Origin of the sequence: Parafrankia sp. EAN1pec, from assembly GCF_000018005.1 — a bacterium.
Lineage (GTDB): Bacteria > Actinomycetota > Actinomycetes > Frankiales > Frankiaceae > Parafrankia > Parafrankia soli.
In genome coordinates this window covers 5894202-5910748 of sequence record NC_009921.1, presented here as the reverse complement: position 1 = coordinate 5910748, position 16547 = coordinate 5894202, and the positions used below count along the sequence as shown (strand labels likewise).

General features: G+C 73.6%; 14 protein-coding genes and 1 riboswitch. Of the genes, 6 read left to right on the top strand and 8 right to left on the bottom strand.

All coding sequences use genetic code 11. From position 1 onward, the window contains the following. The first annotated feature begins 137 nt into the window (after window positions 1–137). A riboswitch (SAM riboswitch) is annotated at window positions 138–251 on the top strand. 36 nt (window positions 252–287) lie between these two features. Together FRANEAN1_RS24060 and FRANEAN1_RS37390 are read left to right on the top strand one after the other, a co-directional pair. Next, window positions 288–1844: an aminotransferase class V-fold PLP-dependent enzyme gene (locus tag FRANEAN1_RS24060; protein WP_020462404.1), complete on the top strand. Its 1557-nt coding sequence runs from the start codon at window positions 288–290 to the stop codon at window positions 1842–1844. Window positions 1845–1960: 116 nt separating this feature from the next. Continuing rightward, window positions 1961–2749, top strand: coding sequence for a helix-turn-helix transcriptional regulator (locus FRANEAN1_RS37390; protein WP_347176736.1), 789 nt, complete (start codon window positions 1961–1963; stop codon window positions 2747–2749). A 114-nt stretch (window positions 2750–2863) separates the two neighbouring features. On the opposite strand, the gene FRANEAN1_RS24050 is transcribed toward FRANEAN1_RS37390, so the two are convergent. The 4 genes from FRANEAN1_RS24050 to FRANEAN1_RS24030 all read right to left on the bottom strand — a co-directional run bounded on the left by FRANEAN1_RS24050 (window position 2864) and on the right by FRANEAN1_RS24030 (window position 5553). Further along, window positions 2864–3496 (bottom strand): ATP-dependent Clp protease proteolytic subunit, encoded by a 633-nt coding sequence (locus FRANEAN1_RS24050; RefSeq protein WP_020462402.1) that lies wholly within the window; start codon window positions 3494–3496, stop codon window positions 2864–2866. Further along, a complete protein-coding gene (locus tag FRANEAN1_RS24045; protein WP_020462401.1) occupies window positions 3493–4203 on the bottom strand; it encodes an ATP-dependent Clp protease proteolytic subunit in 711 nt (236 codons plus the stop codon). Before FRANEAN1_RS24045 ends, FRANEAN1_RS24050 begins: the two co-directional genes overlap by 4 nt. Window positions 4204–4449: 246 nt before the next feature. Next, window positions 4450–4908 (bottom strand): MerR family transcriptional regulator, encoded by a 459-nt coding sequence (locus FRANEAN1_RS24035; RefSeq protein ID WP_020462400.1) that lies wholly within the window; start codon window positions 4906–4908, stop codon window positions 4450–4452. Between the two features lie 189 nt (window positions 4909–5097). Beyond that, window positions 5098–5553, bottom strand: coding sequence for a MerR family transcriptional regulator (locus FRANEAN1_RS24030; RefSeq protein WP_198145357.1), 456 nt, complete (start codon window positions 5551–5553; stop codon window positions 5098–5100). A 589-nt stretch (window positions 5554–6142) separates the two neighbouring features. Here FRANEAN1_RS24030 and FRANEAN1_RS24020 point away from each other — a divergent pair. Continuing rightward, window positions 6143–6994, top strand: a complete 852-nt coding sequence (locus tag FRANEAN1_RS24020) for an NUDIX hydrolase (RefSeq protein ID WP_020462398.1) — start codon at window positions 6143–6145, stop codon at window positions 6992–6994. A 244-nt stretch (window positions 6995–7238) separates the two neighbouring features. Next, complete coding sequence (locus FRANEAN1_RS24015; protein WP_020462397.1) at window positions 7239–8999, top strand: serine/threonine-protein kinase; 1761 nt, start codon at window positions 7239–7241, stop codon at window positions 8997–8999. Here FRANEAN1_RS24015 and FRANEAN1_RS39545 read toward each other — a convergent pair. Beyond that, window positions 8986–9816: a transcriptional regulator gene (locus FRANEAN1_RS39545; RefSeq protein WP_083788317.1), complete on the bottom strand. Its 831-nt coding sequence runs from the start codon at window positions 9814–9816 to the stop codon at window positions 8986–8988. The two genes, FRANEAN1_RS24015 and FRANEAN1_RS39545, sit on opposite strands and share 14 nt — an antisense overlap. Before the next feature lie 330 nt (window positions 9817–10146). Here FRANEAN1_RS39545 and FRANEAN1_RS24005 point away from each other — a divergent pair, with 330 nt between their 5' ends. Next, on the top strand, window positions 10147–11142 hold the full coding sequence (locus tag FRANEAN1_RS24005; RefSeq protein ID WP_049795746.1) for a DEDDh family exonuclease: 996 nt from the start codon (window positions 10147–10149) through the stop codon (window positions 11140–11142). Window positions 11143–11207: 65 nt separating this feature from the next. On the opposite strand, the gene FRANEAN1_RS24000 is transcribed toward FRANEAN1_RS24005, so the two are convergent. The 3 genes from FRANEAN1_RS24000 to FRANEAN1_RS23990 form a co-directional block, all read right to left on the bottom strand. Beyond that, window positions 11208–11492 (bottom strand): GlsB/YeaQ/YmgE family stress response membrane protein, encoded by a 285-nt coding sequence (locus tag FRANEAN1_RS24000; RefSeq protein WP_241831593.1) that lies wholly within the window; start codon window positions 11490–11492, stop codon window positions 11208–11210. Window positions 11493–11797: 305 nt separating this feature from the next. Then, entirely contained in the window at window positions 11798–12292 is a 495-nt protein-coding gene (locus FRANEAN1_RS23995; protein ID WP_347176735.1) for a DUF309 domain-containing protein, read from the bottom strand. Window positions 12293–12396: 104 nt separating this feature from the next. Further along, complete coding sequence (locus FRANEAN1_RS23990) at window positions 12397–14055, bottom strand: serine/threonine-protein kinase (RefSeq protein ID WP_020462392.1); 1659 nt, start codon at window positions 14053–14055, stop codon at window positions 12397–12399. A 791-nt stretch (window positions 14056–14846) separates the two neighbouring features. On the opposite strand from FRANEAN1_RS23990, the gene FRANEAN1_RS23980 reads away from it, so the two are divergent. Continuing rightward, complete coding sequence (locus FRANEAN1_RS23980) at window positions 14847–16502, top strand: ABC-F family ATP-binding cassette domain-containing protein (protein WP_020462391.1); 1656 nt, start codon at window positions 14847–14849, stop codon at window positions 16500–16502. Window positions 16503–16547: the final 45 nt, after the last annotated feature.

Here is a 16547-nt window from a genome sequence, read left to right as displayed (position 1 = left end):
TCCGGGGCTCGCGTTCCGTGGTTCGTGGTTCGTGGTTGAAGCACACAATCCGCGTCCGCTGGATGCTCCGGGTATTTCGGCCCGGTCTCGGTGTCTCTGCGGTGCCCGTCCGGCACGGGCTGCTACAGTTTTCGCCAGGTCCTGAGCGCCAGCGTCAAGCCCCGGCTTGCTGGCCGGCAACCCTCCTCCGCGGTGGGGTGCCCCGGGTGTGACCAGGCCCGCGGCGAACCCGCCGTCGGCAAGTGCGGACCCCCTCTGGGTCCACCGGGGCCCAAGGAGGCTTCGTCGTGTCCCTTTCGTATGCCACCACGTCTCCCGACGTTGATCGGGAAGGGCCCGCCGTCGGCGCGCTGCTCGACGTGGTGGGGGCCGGCATCCCCGTTCCGCTCGCCGACGGACGCGAGGTCCCGTACGCCAATCTCGACCAGGCCGCCAGCGCCCCCTGCCTGCGCGGGGTCGCCGAGCACGTCGAGCGCGTCCTGCCGTACTCGGCGAGCGTGCACCGCGGAACCGGCTACTCCTCCGCGGTCTGCACCGCGCTCTACGAGGGGGCCCGCGCCGCCGTGCGCACGTTCGTCGGCGGCCGCCCGGACGACGTCGTGATCTTCACCCGGAACACCACCGACTCGGTGAACCTGCTCGCCCGCTGCCTCCCGCCGCAGCCGCCCGACCCGCCGCAGCCGCCCGACCCGGCGCGGACGTCCGACCCGGGCCACGCCGAGCCCGGCGGGGTTGTCGTGTTCGACCTGGAGCATCACGCGAACCTTCTCCCGTGGCGGTCCCGGCCGGGCTGCCGGTGGGTGCCCGCCGCGCCCACCCGCGCCGACACGCTGCGCGCGCTCGCCACCGCCCTGGACACGGCACCGACCTCGCTCGTCGCGGTGACCGGCGCGTCCAACGTCACCGGCGAGGTGCCGCCGCTCGCCGAGATCGTCCGGCTGGCGCGCGCGGCCGGCGCGCGGGTCTTCGTGGACGGCGCCCAGCTCGTCCCGCACCGTCGGGTCGACATGGCCGCGCTCGGCATCGACTACCTCGCGTTCTCCGGGCACAAGCTGTACGCGCCGTTCGGCGCCGGCGTGCTCGTCGGACGTCCGGACTGGCTGGCGGCGGCCCCGCCCTATCTCGCCGGCGGGGGCGCCGTGCGTGAGGTGACCAACTCCGCCGTGGCCTGGGCGGACGGCCCGGCCCGGCACGAGGCCGGCAGCCCCAACCTCCTCGGCGCGACGGCGATCGCGGCCGCCTGCCGGCTGCTGGGCGCGCTCGCCCCCCGCGACCTGCACCAGCACGAGGACCTGCTGCGCCGCCGCCTGGTGGACGGGCTGCGCGCGATCGAGGGAGTCACCATCCACTCCCTGTGGGCCGACGGAGACGATCCCGCCGCTGGCGAGGCCGCCGGAGGCGAGGGCCCGGACGGGATCCTGGCCACGGGGCCCGTCGGGGTCGTCACCTTCTCGGTCGCCGGGCGCGATCCCGGGTTCGTCGCCGCCGTCCTCTCCGCCGAGCACGGCGTCGGGGTACGCGCCGGACGCTTCTGCGCGCATCCGCTGCTGGGGCGGCTCGGAGCCGAGGGCGGCGCGATCCGCGCGAGTGTCGGCATCAGCTCGACGAGTGCCGACGTCGACAGGCTGCTGGCAGGGCTGGCGGAGCTCGTCGGCCGCGGGCCGCGCCAGCAGTACCGCGACCTGGGCGACGGAGGCTGGGCTCCGGCATCGGACGGTCGCGCGCTGCCGCCCTGGGTCGCCGAGCACATGGCGGCCGGTCACGTCCGCGGTCGTGTGCCCGCGCCGGGCCACGCGCACGACAGCGCCGGCCTGCCCGCGTACTCCAGCCCCTGCGGGACCTGAGCCGGCACGGGCGCGGATGTTCTCGTCATGGTGCGGACTCGCGGATGTCCGTCGTCCGGGCCCGGTTGCCCGCGTACGCTTCGCACGGGGCACTGTCGCGCAGGGAGGTGGCGGGCTTGGCGATGATCGCCGGAACGGCGGCCGCGGGTGGCGGTGTCGCTCCGACACGGGCTGCCGGCTACCGGCCCGAGAGCGCCGGCCCGCCTGCGGAGCCGGTCGCGCCGCCGCTGCGCAGGCTGATCGGTGGGGTGCTGCGCCGTCTCCGTCAGGCGCAGGGCCGCACGTTGCGGGACGTCGCCGAGGCCGCGCAGGTCTCCATGCCCTACCTCTCGGAGGTGGAACGCGGTCGCAAGGAGGCCTCCTCGGAGGTACTGGCCGCGATCTGCCGGGCGCTCAACATCAGACTGGTCGACCTCCTCGCCGAGGTGATGGCCGAGCTGGTCCGCTACGAGCCGCTGCCGCTGACGACCGCCACCCCCACCGCCTCTCCTGGGGCCCGGGGAGCGACGGCCGCGGCCGACCTGGATGTCGTCGCGGGAACGCCGGCCACGGCGCACGCGGCCACGGCGCACGTGATGACGGTCCATCCGTCCGCGACGCTCGGTTCCGCGGCGCTCGGTTCCGTGGCGCTCGGCGGGCCGGATGCCGGAGTCGGTGCGGTGCGCGCCTTGGTGAGCGTCCATCTCGTTGTCGCCCGGCGTGGCCGGGCGGTCCGCCGGGTTCCGGGCCACCGCCGTCGAGGGGCCACGATCCGGCTCGCCGCCCGACCGGGTCCGGGGCGTCCGCCGGCCCACCCGGGTGCTCTCGTGCGCCGCCGTTCGTGCTGGGCCGTCCAGTCGGTCGGTGCGCTCCCCGCGACGCGCGGGGCGGTGGGGACGACGGCGCACGCTCAGCGCGTCCGCTGACCTGAGCCCGCCGCGGCTCTCCGCCCCGACGATCGCCCGCCGTGTGTCTCCGCCCGGCGTCCACCCAACTGCCCCGCGGCGCCGGTCGGGCTGGCTCGGCCGGCGCCGCGGGGCTCAGGCCGGCACGCGGCGGACCTTTCTGCTGGCGACGACCTCGTCCACGATCCCGTACTGCCGCGCCTGCTCGGCGGTGAGGATCGTGTCGCGTTCGACGTCCTGTCGGATCTCGTGTTCGGCCCGCCCGGTGTGCTCGACGAGCATCCGCTCCATCAACGCGCGCAGCCGCAGCACCTCCCGGGCCTGGATCTCCAGGTCGCTCGACTGGCCCTCGCCCTGCGCCGAGGGCTGGTGGATCATGATCCGGCTGTTCGGCAGCGCGACGCGCTTCCCCGGAGCGCCCGCGGCGAGCAGGACCGCCGCCGCGGACGCGGCCTGGCCCATGCACACCGTGGCCACCTCGGGCCGCACGAAGCAGATCGTGTCGTAGATCGCGGTGAGCGCGGTGAGCGATCCGCCGGGCGAGTTGATGTAGATCGAGATGTCCCGGTCGGGATCCTCACCCTCCAGGAAGAGGAGCTGCGCCATCACGTCGTTGGCGGAGGTGTCGTCGATCTGCGTGCCGAGGAAGATGATCCGTTCACGGAGCAGCTTCGAGTACGGGTCCATCGAGTATTCGCCGCGGGGGGTGCGCTCGACGACGTTCGGCAGCACGTACCGCGCGGACGCGGCCATCGGGGCCGGGGTCATCGGAGGGCCACCCGGCTGTCACCGCCACCGGCTGCCCGGCTGTTCGCGTCCGGGGTGACCTGGTCGACCCGAGTGATCACCCGGTCGACCAGGCCGTAGTCCCGGGCCTCCTCGGCGGTGAACCAGCGGTCACGGTCGGAATCCGCCTCGATCCGCTCGACGGGCTGTCCGGTGTGCTCGGCGATGCGTTCCTGGATCAGCCGCTTGGTGAACAGGAGCTGCTCCGCCTGGATCGCGATGTCGGTCGCGGTCCCGCCGATCCCACCGGACGGCTGGTGCATCATCACCCGGGAATGGGGCAGTGCGAACCGCTTTCCGGGCGCCCCGGAGGAGAGCAGGAACTGACCCATCGACCCGGCGAATCCCAGTGCGACGGTCGCCACGTCGTTCGCGATGTACTGCATTGTGTCGTAGATGGCCATTCCCGCGCTGACCGACCCACCCGGCGAATTGATGTACAGGTGAATGTCCGCGGACGGATCGTCACTGGCGAGAAGAAGCAGCTTCGCGCAGATCGCGTTGGCGATGGTGTCCTCGACCACCGAGCCGAGGAAGACGATCCGGTTCTGGAGGAGCCGGTGGAACACCTGGTCCTCGAACGGGCCGGCCGCCGTCCCCGGGGCCTCGCCGTACTGGCCGGCGCCGATGCCGGTGCCGGTGCGTGGGCGGTGTGACCGGCTGTGTCGCGGCTGATACAGGGCATTCATGGTGCGCGTGACCTCCCGCCGGCCCGACGGGGTGTGGGGATCGAACGAAGTGGCCGGCCAGGCCAGCGTCGCCGAGAAACGGGCCGTCGGACGGCCGGTCTGCCCGTGGCAGATCTGCCCACGGCAGAGCGCCGGAGCGGGCGCCGGGGATCCGAGGCGCTCGTGCCCGGCGGCCGCCCGCCACCTGGCAAAGGCGCCCTGGGGACGCTCGATCGCAGGACGCCCGATCGGCCGGGACGGCCCTGCCTAGAAGGCGTCCGGATCGATGTCGAAGCGCAGCCGGGCCCGGGCGGTGTCGTCGTGCAGCGTGACCATGAAGTCCTCGGCGACGCGGACCTGCTCCTGCAGCGAGGCCAGCTTCTCCTCGGCGAGGCTGACCCAGGTCGCCAGCCGCTCCTGGAGCTCCTCGCGCCGCTCGCGGGCGAGGCCCTCCCGGTCGATCTCCTCGCGCAGGCCGAGTAGCGCCCGCATCTCCTCGAGGGTGAAACCCAGCGGCTTCATCTTCTTGATGAGAAGGAAACGATCCAGAGCGTCGTCGTCGTAGAGCGGATAGCCGCCGGGGCTCTCCCCGACGGCCACGAGCAGGCCGGCTTCCTCGTAGAAGCGGACCGTCCGCAGGGAGAGCGCGACCAGGGTGGCGACCTCTCCGATCTCGTAGACGCCGCGGCGGGCTGAGGAAGAGGTGATGTTGCCTGTCGTGGACAATTCGACCCTTACGTCGGTATCACGGGCGAGGTGACGGTGGCGCGAGCGGAACCGTGCCGGCTGGGCGGATCTCGGTGCGACACTCCCGTAGGCGGGTTCGTGACCAGCATATTGCGGACGGGCGGCGGCCCGCGTACGCGGCGGCGTTCGCGGTGGTCCGCCCGCGGCGTGGCTCAGTGCCGGGGCGGTTCACCGCTCCGGGTGGTCGGGCCGCTCCTCCGAGCGTGACCGTTCGACGTCGCCGTGCAGGCCGACGACGAAGTCCTCGGCGACGCCGGCCTGCTCACGCAGCGTCGCCAGTTTCTCTTCGGCCAGGGCGACCCAGGTCCGCAGCCGCTCGCGCAGCTCGGCCCGCCGCTCGGGGGTCAGCTCCGGGTCGGCCAGCTCGTCGCGGACGGCGAGCAGCGACCGCATCTCGTCCAGGGTGAAACCGAGCGGCTTCATCTTCCGGATGACGAGGAGCCGGCTGACGGCGTCGTCGTTATAAAGACGGAATCCGCCGGGCGTCCGGCCGGCCGGTACCAGAAGCCCGGCCTCCTCGTAGTAGCGCACCGTTCGCAGCGACAATCCCACCCGCTCGGCCACCTCTCCGATCTGGAGGGTGTTGCGTCGGATCAGGCTGGGGAGGGATTCGTCCCTGCGCATCGTCGACAAAGCTACCCTTACGTCAGGGTCGGGAACCGTGGGCCGCGGCGCGAACCGGTGGCCGAACGGGGTGACTCCCGAACACGTCTGCATAGACTGTGCCATTGGTACGGAGCACTGTACGACGTCGTAGACCGGGGCGGAAATCGGCCCGACAGGCGATGCCCGCGCCCGGCGCCGGCGTCGGGGGAGGGTCTACCCGCGCTGCAGGGTCATCGCTCCTACGCGGATCGTGACGGTCCGGTGTCCGTGCGGGCGGGCCGGGTGGCTCCTGAGTAAAGGCGCGCCGGCGCCCCACCGGTCGATTGCCAGGTGATCGCCGGCTCATTGTCGGGCTAAGTCGCTTTCCCGTCGGGTCATACCGGTGATTGTCGTCCTGCCGACATCGGACGCACGCTGACGATGTGGCGGGCATGACGCACTGGGATGTACAGGTGGGTGTCGGCACCCGAACGCGCGCGCGATCGGTCAGACTCGACATGTCGGCGCCGGAGGTCTCCACCGGCGCCGACACCGCGCGGACGGCCCGACCGGCGGCGGCCGGCGCGGCGCGCCCGCCGTCGGCGACGAGTGGAGGTAGGCGGCAGCCGTGAGCATCACCAACGAGGCGGTCGGGCGGGTTCTCGCGGCGTACCTGACCGCCCATCCCGGTGACCGCGAGCGGTTGGGACCGCTTGTCCGGGCGTCGGCGGCCCCGGCCCGGGGGTCGGCCCGGCTGACCTCGCGCCGGACGCTGCCCGGCCACGTGACCTGCTCGACGGTCGCGGTGAACGACGAAGGCCGCATTCTGCAGATCCATCACCGGGCGTCGGGCCTCTGGCTCCAGCCGGGAGGCCACATAGAGGACCGCGACGGCTCGCTGTTCGGTGCGGCGCTGCGGGAGCTGGCCGAGGAGACCGGGATCGGCCGCCGCCGCGTCAGCGCGATCAGCGAGCAGCCGGTGGACGTCGACATCCACTGGGTGTCCGCGAGTGCCGCCCGCGGCGAGCCGGAGCACCTGCACTACGACTTCCGCTTCCTGGTCGAGATCCGCGGCTCCGGGCTCGCACCGGTCGAGACGGGCCTCGATCCCGATGATCCGGAGACGACGCGGCCGCTGTCCGCCCCTCCGCTCGCCGTGCCCGTGGCCACAGGCGGCCCCGCCGGGCGGACGGCCTCGTCCCCCGGGGTGGGCGCGTCCGGGCCCGTGCCGCCGGGGGTGGCGGGGACGAAGGTGCCGGGGCCGTCGGCGGCCCCGCCGGGTGCCCACGGAGCGGCTGGGGCAGCATGCATGCCGATGCCGGGCACGGCGCAGGGAACGGCGGCCGGAGTGCCGGCGGGGGTGATTCTGCAGGTTGAGGAGGTTGCCGGCGCCCGCTGGGCCGAGGTGTCGGCGCTCGGCGGCCGGCTGGCGCGCCGCGTGGCGGCCGCGCTGGTCGACCCGGGCGCCAGATGCCGATGATCGTTGCCGTACGGGCCGTTCGTCCCGAACGGGTGTAAGCACCGGCACGGTCCGGCCCCGCGCTTCGCCGTTCCTCCGATCCCGGGGCACGATCTTCTGAGACCGGCGGTCGGGCCCTGCCCAGGCGGGACGAGGCCCAGGGGTGAACACTTGGACGCGCGACGTCGCGTGCATGACCCCGGACGGCGTCGCACGGTGCCGGTCGAGGCGCACGGTGCCGGTCGAAACGGGGGGAGTCGGGCGGATGGAGATTCCGCGGAGGTTGGGGCCGTTCCTGCTCACCCACCGCATCGGGGCCGGTGGCATGGGCACGGTCTACTACGGAACGCTCGACGGGCCCGCCGGGCGGCCCGCGGCGGTGAAGGTCATCCGCGCGGAGTACGCCGATGACCCTGAGTTCCGCGCGCGTTTCCGACGGGAGATCGAGGTCGTCTCCCGGGTCGCCGGCGCGTGCACCGCGCGCGTCCTGGCCGCCGACCCGGACGGCGACCCGCCCTACCTCGCCACCGAGTACCTCGCCGGCCCGAACCTGGCCGAGTACGTCCGCCAGCACGGCCCGCTTGTCGGGGAGACGCTGCGGACCCTGGCCGTCGGGCTGGCCGAGGCGCTCGTCGCGATCCACGACGCCGGTGTCGTCCATCGCGATCTGAAGCCGTCGAACGTGCTGCTCACCCGGGAAGGGCCGCGGGTGGTCGACTTCGGGATCGCCCAGGCCGCCGACACCGTGTCGCTCACCGGCGCCGGCTCCTCCGTCGGCAGCCCCGCCTACATGAGCCCGGAGCAGATCAGGGGCGGGGGCAGCGATCCGGCGATGGACGTGTTCGCCTGGGGCTGCACGGTCGCGTACGCGGCCACCGGGCGTTCGCCGTTCGGCGGCGGCCCGGCCGACGCGGTGCTGTTCCGGGTACGGCACGATCCGGCCAACCTGGACGGGGTTCCGGGCCGGCTGTACGCGCTGCTCGCCCGGTCGCTGGCGAAGAACGCCAAGGCGCGGCCGGACATCCACACGCTGTTCCGGGAGATCCTCGCCCTGTCGGACGTCGGCGCCGCGGTCAGCAGCGAGGCGCAGGACACCGACCTGACGGCGTTGGTCAACCAGGTGATCGCCGAGGGCTGGCTGTCCGTCGAGCATCTGGACCCCCGGATCCTCGACCTGGACGTGCGGGACGTGAACCCGTTGCCGATCGTCAGGGCGGCGGCCGGCGGCTACGCCGCCTACGCCCGCTCGGATGCCGGCGGGCCCCGCAATCTGGCCGGTGCCCGTGACCCAGTTGGGTCAGGCAACTCTCCTGGGCCCAACAACTCGGCTCGGCCCGGCAGCCCACCTCGGCCCGGCCATCCGGCTGGGGTCGGCAACCCGGCTGGGGTCGGCGGTCCGGCGGTGCCGGTTGCTCCGGGGACGTCGGCCGCGCATGTCGTGCCGTTGCCGCGAGCGGAGTCCCCGACCCTGCGCCGGTCCGGACCCGTGCGCCCCGGCGGGCCCGGTCCGGCCGGGCCCCGGCGAGGTCCGGGGCAGCCGAGCGCGCCCAATCAGCAGAGCGGGCCCAACGAGCGGAGCACGCCCAATCAGGGGAGTACGGCCGGGCAGTCGAGCTGGCCAGATCAGCCGAGCGCGGCCAGGCGACAGAGCACGCCCAGGCGACAGAGCATGCCCGGGCAGCAGAGCATGCCCGGGCAGCAGTGGGCGGCCGGGCAGCGCGGCGCGGCCGGAAGGCGGATTCCTTCCAACTATCCCGTTTCCCCCGCCGCGCCCGCCGCACCCGCTCCGGCTGCGCCGCCGGGCCCACCGGAGCCAACCGCGGCACGGGGGCCGGTCCATCCGCCGTCCTCGGCCGGCGTGCCGGCCGTCTCCCGCCGGGAACGCCGTCGGCGGGAGCGGGAGCAGGAACGGAGGGCGTCGATCCGACGGGCCGCGGCCTGGGTCTGCGACCCGCGCTGGATCGTCGTCCTCGCCGTCCTGGCGGCGCTGGTGCTGGTCGGTATCGCGATGGTCAACATTCGTTGATCCCGGTGCCCTCGCCCGGCGGACGGGCGCTGGCCACCGGGCCCCGGCTCGCCGGCCGCCGCGCCGGGTATCGCTCACCCGGGTTCCAGGAGCCCGGCGAGGCCCAGCTGGCCGGGCGTCGCTCCGCCGGGCCGGGCCCGGGCGGGCATTGCCCGGCGGGGAACCGCTCGTGCGGCACGGGTTCACCCGGGAGCCGCTCGTTCGGCAGCCGCTCGCGCGGGAGTCGCTCGTTTCGGATGCGCTCCGCCGGCTCGGGCCGGCCGGCGTTCGCGGGCGCCGGCCGCTGGTCGGCGGGGTGCGTCGGCCCGCTCCGCCGCGCGCCGCGGACCATGGCGGTGCGCACCGCGGCGCCGCGCATCTGGACCGTGCCGAGCACCATCTCGTCCACGGGGACGGTGAGACCCTGCTCGACCAGGGCCGATGCCGTCGCGCTGTCGCCCGCGCGCAGCACGTCCCGCACCCGCTCGAGGATTCCGCGCAGGGTCGCGATCTGCTGGGCGCAGCTGGGTGCCCCGAGCTCGGGAAGCCACTCCGGCCACGGATGCGCTGTAATCTCGTCGTCGGGCACGCCCAGTTCGCGTGCGAGCGCGAGCTGTGAGATCCGGTCGGGGGTTACGCCTCGATTCTCCCAGCGCCAGATCTTCTGCCGCTGAGCGGCCATGCTCGCGACGCCGAGCTCGCGGGCGCGGACGGCGACGATGCGTGCCACAGCTTCGTAGGACCAGCCGTGTAGGGCGCGAAGCCGCCGCAGCGGGTGACTGGGCTGGGCCGTCGATTCCGTGAGGGAAAGGGGATGTTCGGTCGGTATGACGAACAATCGTCTCACCTTTTCTTCTGTGCCCCCGCCCTCCAATCGCGCTACGCGGTGCGCTGCCGCCGCTGAACTGCCGCACCTGGTCGTCCCCGACAAACGACAGGTGCGCGGCGGGCCGCGGTCGACGGCACCGGCCGGGCCCAGACAGGAATCGCCCCGGTGGCCGTCGACGAGCGACTTAAAACAACGGACACACAATACCATCCGCGATCACGGCCGGATTCGTTGTTTCCCTCGCGTTGCCCTCCATCCGCACCAGGTTCGCTCCGTCCCCGCACTGCTCCGGGCAGCGCGGCGCCGGACCGTCGGGGGTCTGCGCCATCATCTGCGGCTGTGAGTGCTGAGGTTCTTGCCCCGCCCGGCTTCGCCGCACGTTTTCGTCGGCCGTACGCGGTGGTGGACGTCGAGACCACGGGCCTGTCCCCGACGAGGGACAGGGTGCTGTCGGTAGCGGTCGTCCTGACCGCCGCCGACGGCACCGTCGAACACCGCTGGTCAACCCTCCTGGATCCCGGATGTGATCCCGGCCCCGTCCATATTCACGGTCTGACCAGGCAGCGCCTGGCCGGGAGCCCGACGTTCGCCGCCGTCGCCGACGAGGTCGCCGGCCTGCTCGCCGGGCGGGTGCTCGTCGCGCACAACGCGGCCTTCGACTGGCGGATGCTAGCCGGCGAGGCCATGCGGATCGGGACGACGATCCCGGTCGAGTGGCGGCTGTGCACGCTGACGTTGGCCAGTCGGCTCGGCCTGGAGCTGCCGAGCCTGCGCCTGGCCTCGCTCGCCGCGTACTGGGGCGTCGTCCAGCGGCGGGCCCATGACGCGCAGGATGACGCCGAGGTGCTGGCGGCCTTGTTGCCCCGCATCCTGCAACGTGCCGCCGACCAGTACCTGGAGCTGCCGCTCACGCGCTGCGGCGTCGACCACGACGGCGTCACGGTGCGCCCGCCGCGCTTCGCCGCCGCGGGCCGCACGCCGCCGTGCCGTTATCGAAACCCCGGGCGGCTCGATCCCGGTGCGGCGCTGGTCCAGGGAATGCGCGTCGCTTTCAGCGGCCCCACGCGGACGGAACGCGGCGAGCTCGTCGGCCGGGCGGTCGCCGCAGGCCTGCATGTGACGGAAACCGTGAGTCGGCGCACAAGTCTTCTGGTGACCAATGACGCTCGCGGCGTGACCCGGAAGGTCCGCACCGCCGCGTTGTTGAACACACCCGTACGAGGAGAGGAAGATTTCCTGGAATTGCTCGCGGCCGTTCGCCCAGGAATTCTCGTCCCGGCTGCCGCACCCGTTCGCCGTGACCGCCGGCCGCGGCGCCCGACCCCGGACGCGTGACGGCCGGGCGAGTCCGTGGACTCGCCCGGCCGTCACCGTGGGGGCTGCTCGGTCGGCGGTGGAGGTCAGTGCCGAACGGAGGTGCGGCCCCGGCTGTGCACCGCACGCCAGACCAGCAGGGCGACGATGGCGCCGATGATCGAACCGATGATCCCGGACGGCTGCAGCGCGCCCTCGCTCAGGTCGTGCCCGAACAGCACGTAGCCGAGGAGACCACCGATGAAGGACCCGACAATGCCGAGCAGAACGGTTCCCGGGATTCCCATCGGGTCGCGCCCGGGGACGACCAGCCTCGCCACGGCGCCCGCGATGAGACCGAGAACGATCATGCTGATGATGAACCAGAGCACGTTGACCGCCTTCGTTGTGAGGTGAAACCCGTTACCGGGGTGCCGTCGCGCACATTTCTGGCGTGAAGTGCATCCGTCGAGAATTGCGCCCGGGTGATTTGCCGACCGGAGGTGCTTTTTCGCCCTACGCCGTCAAAAGTTTGATACCCGGCGCCCTGGGCGACAAACACGCGCTAACACGCGAATGTGGTCCTCGCCCGACAGGCCGTCCGGACGGGGGTGGGGAAGCCTGGCGGGACGCCGGCTGGGTCCGCCGGCGGACGCCGTCCGCCGGGCCGGGCGTCCGCCAGGCGCTCGGCGGGGGTTCAGCCGTGTCCCTGGGTGACGAGGCGCGGGGGCGGTGGCACTCCGCCGGCCTGCGCTCCCGGCTTCTCGAGCCGGCGGAGCAGGTCCTCGGCCCACCGCACGACACCCGGCAGGTTCACGCCGTGGGCCCGCCAGCCGTCCGGCGTGGGCTGCCGGTCACCGGTGGGGGAGTCCAGGGCTTCCCGTCGCGCGTGGCCGGGACATGGGCCGTCACCGGCCAGGCCCTCGTCCGCGGTGGGTTCGCACAGGTGGGGAACCAGCTCGGTCAGCCCGCGTCGCAGCAGGGCCGTCGCCCCGCGGGTGTTGCCGCGGGCCGCGTGGACCAGCCCGACCACGACCTGTGTCAGGCCCCGCCACAGGCCTCGCTCGGCCGCCGGAGCGGCCTTCCACGCTTGTTCGAGGACCTCGTGTGCCTGGAAGTACAGACCGGCGTCCAGCAGGTCCTGCGCGGCTCTCAGCGCCGCGCGCGGTGACGCGGGGAGGTCGTCCGGCAACGGTGGGACCCCGGCGGCTCCGTGGGGGAGAGGCCGGCCGAGCGCGTCGCGGGGCCGCGCCGTCGGCCGGAGGCGCCGCGCCGCGCCGGGGGGCGGGCCGGCTGTCACCCCGGCATCGCGATCAGGACGGCGATCAGCACCGCCAGTACCAGCGCCAGCACGGCGAGGGCCCAAACCCGGGCCGGCGTAAGGCTGGCTCGCCAGCGCGGATCCGATCCGCTGGCACTGTCGGCGCGGACGTCGCCGCCGGTGCCGTCACCGGCGTCGCCTGCGGTGCGGACCGTGCCGGCGGTGTCGACGGCACCGCCGGTACTGCCTGGGCCGGGAGTGCTGACCGGGTCTGTGGGGTCGGTGGGGCTGGCGGTGCTGATTGGGCTGGTGACGGGACTGAGGTCGGCGGCGGCGGTGGTGGTGGTGTCCTGATCTTTGGTGAGGACGTCGGTGGACGCCTCGCCGGCGACCGGGCCGGCCATCGGGGGACCGGCCGCCGCCGGGTCGGTACCGCTGTCCTGACTGGCCTCCGGATCCGCCGTGGGCTGGACCGCTGTGGGCTCGGCCGCCGTGGGCTGGTCCGGGGTCCGCTGGTCGTCGGCGTGATCACCGGGCCCGTCACCGGCCACCGCCGGTGACGGGCTGTCCAGGATGACCTCGAGGCCGTGATCGTCGCCGGTTGGGTCGGGGCGCCGGTTCGTCCCGGAGGTCCGGGACGGCGTGCTCGGTCCGGTGGCGGCCGCCTGGACCTCGTCGTCGAGGAACGTCGGGATGCCGGCCCGGGTGAGCCAGTTGGGGCCGCGGGCGCGGGCCATCGCCCCGGCCAGGCTGAGCGCGAACGAGCGGGCGGTCTGCGGCCGGCGGTCCGGATCCTTGGCGAGTGCCTGCTCGACGACCCGGGCAACGGGCTCGGGGATCCCGGCCAGCGGGCGTGGCGTGACGGTGAGGTGGTGGCGGGCCCACGCGTCGCTGGTCGCGGGCCGGACGAGGAAGAGCGGTCGGCGGGCCAACAGCTCGTACAGGACGACCCCGAGCCCGTAGACGTCGGTCGCGGGGCTCAGTGGGCTCAGCGTGAACTGTTCGGGAGCCATGTAGCGCGGGGTGCCGATCGCCGAGCCCGGCGGACCGCCCGGACCATTGACACCGCCCAGCCCGCCGACGCTGCCCAGCCCCCCCGTACCGCCCGGAGCACCTGTACCGCCCAGAGCACCCACACCCCACAGGGCACCGGGACCAGGCGCCCTCGGCGTCACCCGCAGCGTGTGGGCGATGCCGAAGTCCGTCAGCTTCGGCACTCCCTGCGCGGTGAACAGGATGTTCTCGGGCTTGATGTCGCGATGGAGGATGTCCCGGGCGTGCACGTGCTCCAGGGCCGCCGCGGTGACGAGCGCCATGGCGCAGGCGGCCTCCAGCGAGAGGCCGGTGGTCGCCCGCACCCGCAGACTGCCACCGTCGAGGAGTTCCATGACGATCAGGGCCAGGTCCGCGTGGGCGGTGTAGCGGTACACGCGGACGAGGTGCGGATGGTCCAGGCCGGCCAGAAGGAGCGCCTCGGACTCGGCGTCGAGCGCGACGGCTGAGGCGGGCCGCAGGACGCCGGTCACGCCGAAGGTGGCGTCCTCGTCGGCAGCGAGCGGCATGACCTTCACCGCGACGCGGCGGTGTGCGTCGTCCTGGGCGGCCAGCACGACGCCGGAGGATCCGCGGCCGAGCTCCGCCGCGAGAGCATAGCCGGGCAGGGCCGCCGCGACGACGTCCCGATCGACGATCATCTCGCCGCCCCGCTCCGCGCCGCCGTGTTCCGGGTGGCCCCGCTTCGCGTCGCCCGGTCCCGTGCCGTCCCGTTCCGCGTGACCCGTGCGAACTGGTTCCGCGCGGTCCCTTTCGTCGTCGTCTCTTTCTGCGCGGCCCGGTCCGGCGTGCTGTCCCCGCACGGGCCGTTCCAGGCCGCTGCCCGCCTTCTGGTCACCGGTGTGGGCCTCCCCCGAGGAATACGGGCCCGCGCGCCGCTCGGCTGGCGCCGCCTACCCCCGGCGTGTGCGCGGGCGCGCGGCGGGGCAGTGGCCGTCGCAGTGGCCGGGATCGGGCGATACTAGGCCTGATCAGCCTATTCTGCGTGTGTTCTGGCAGTGGCGGCACCCGCGGTGCGGCGGCTGTCCTAAATGCCCGACACCGCGCGTGGGTCGTGGTTCGACACTCCGAACGGGTGGGAGCCGTGCGTTCCGAACGGGTGGGGGCCTCACCCTGAGGTGCGCCGTCCATAGCTGGACCGTCCGAACGCTCGCGCGGGGATCCGGAGCAACCCGGGGGAGGACGAACCTCCGATCGCGCTGAACCGGCGTCCAGCCCGACCGGGGGTGATCCGGTGCCGGTCCGACCCATTGCGGGGTCATCGTATGCCCAGCTAACCTAAAGGACATGTTCAACTACTTTAGGTGAGTGATTTGTCGCGGAGTCCAGTGGACGTCGCCGGTTGCTGATCGGATCGGCAGCTCCCGGTCACGACGGTGTGTGGTGGTGAACGGCCGAGCGGGACACATTCCCGGCCAGGGACACTGGACACATGTCCGCCACTCTCGTCGCCACCGATCTGACCGTGCTGCGGGGCGGCGCCGTCGTCCTCGAAGGGGTGTCCCTGACCGTCGCCCCCGGTGATCGCCTCGGTGTGGTCGGGCCGAACGGCGTCGGCAAGTCGACGCTGCTGCGGGCACTGGCCGGCCTGGTACGGCTCGACGGTGGGCGGGTCGAGCTCTCGCCGCCCACCGCCGCGGTCGGGCTGCTGTCCCAGGAGCCCGACCGGCGCCAGGACGAGACACTGCGCGAGTACCTCGCCCGGCGCACCGGCGTCGCGGCGGCCCAGCAGGCGCTGGACGCCGCGACCGAGGACCTGACGGCCGGCGTCGCCGGCGCGGACGACGGGTACAGCCTGGCGCTGGAGCGATGGCTGGCGATCGGCGCCGCCGACCTTGACGTCCGCGCCGAGCAGGTAATCGCCGATCTCGGGCTGCCCGCCGCGGCGCTGGACCGCCCGACGGCGACGCTGTCCGGCGGCCAGGCCGCGCGCGGCTCGCTCGCGAGCATCCTGCTGTCCCGCTTCGACATCACCCTGCTCGACGAGCCGACCAACGACCTGGACTTCGACGGTCTGGAGCGGCTCGAGCGGTACGTCGAGCAGATGTCGGGCGCGCTGGTGGTGGTCAGCCACGACCGGGAGTTCCTCGACCGGTCCATCGACGCCGTCGCCGAGATCGACCAGCATCAGCACGGCGTCACCCGGTACGCCGGCGGCTGGGACGCCTACCTGGAGGCCCGGGGCCTGGCCCGGCGCCAGGCCCGCGAGCGCTTCGAGCGTTACGCCGACCGGCGGGCCGGGCTGGTGGAGCAGGTCCAGCGCCAGCGTGAGCAGTCGGTGCGCGGGGCCGTCCGGGCGAAGCGCCGGTCGCCGGACTCGGACCGCTCGGCGCGCGGCGCGCGGATCGAGGCCGCCACCAAGAGCGCCGGACGGGTCCGCACTCTGCAGACCCAGCTCGACCGGATGGAGCGCGGCGACGAAGCGGTGGTCGAGCCGCGCAAGGAATGGCAGCTGCGCATGTCGATCGCCGCCGCCCCCCGGTCGGGCGATGTGGTGGCCACGCTGGACGGTGCCGTCGTCGAGCGGTCCGGGTTCCAGCTCGGCCCGGTCGACCTCACGGTCGCCTGGGCGGACCGGATCGTGATCACCGGCCGCAACGGCGGCGGGAAGAGCACGCTGCTGGCCGCGCTGCTCGGCCGCCAGCCGCTGACCGCCGGCCGGCACTCGCTCGGCTCCGGCGTGCTCCTCGGCGAGGTCGACCAGGCGCGCACCCACTTCCGCGGCGAGTCGACGGCGGCCGACGTCGCCGAGGCAGCGACCGGTTCCTCCCCGGCCGACGTCCGGACGCTGTTCGCGAAGTTCGGGCTGGGCCCAGACCAGATGACCAGGCCCGCCTCGTCCCTGTCGCCCGGCGAGCGGACCAGGGCGGCGCTCGCGCTCCTGCAGGGCGCCGGAGTGAACTGCCTGGTCCTCGACGAACCGACGAACCACCTCGACCTGCCCGCGATCGAGCAGCTTGAGCAGGCCGTCGAGGGGTTCGAGGGGACGCTGCTGCTGGTCACCCACGATCGGCGGCTGCTGGAGGCCGTGCGGGTGACCCGGCGCCTGAGCGTGGATGCCGGGCAGGTCACCGAGGCCCCCGCGTGACACCGGCGGGGCGGGTATTTTCGGGCGGAGCACGCCAGCCGCGCA

Excerpts from the sequence above, each read along its gene's own strand:
- FRANEAN1_RS24050 (WP_020462402.1), bottom strand. The coding sequence starts at position 3,496 with ATGACCCCGGCCCCGATGGCCGCGTCCGCGCGGTACGTGCTGCCGAAC.
- FRANEAN1_RS24045 (WP_020462401.1), bottom strand. The coding sequence starts at position 4,203 with ATGAATGCCCTGTATCAGCCGCGACACAGCCGGTCACACCGCCCACGC.
- FRANEAN1_RS24030 (WP_198145357.1), bottom strand. The coding sequence starts at position 5,553 with ATGCGCAGGGACGAATCCCTCCCCAGCCTGATCCGACGCAACACCCTC.
- FRANEAN1_RS24015 (WP_020462397.1), top strand. The coding sequence starts at position 7,239 with ATGGAGATTCCGCGGAGGTTGGGGCCGTTCCTGCTCACCCACCGCATC.
- FRANEAN1_RS23990 (WP_020462392.1), bottom strand. The coding sequence starts at position 14,055 with ATGATCGTCGATCGGGACGTCGTCGCGGCGGCCCTGCCCGGCTATGCT.
- FRANEAN1_RS23980 (WP_020462391.1), top strand. The coding sequence starts at position 14,847 with ATGTCCGCCACTCTCGTCGCCACCGATCTGACCGTGCTGCGGGGCGGC.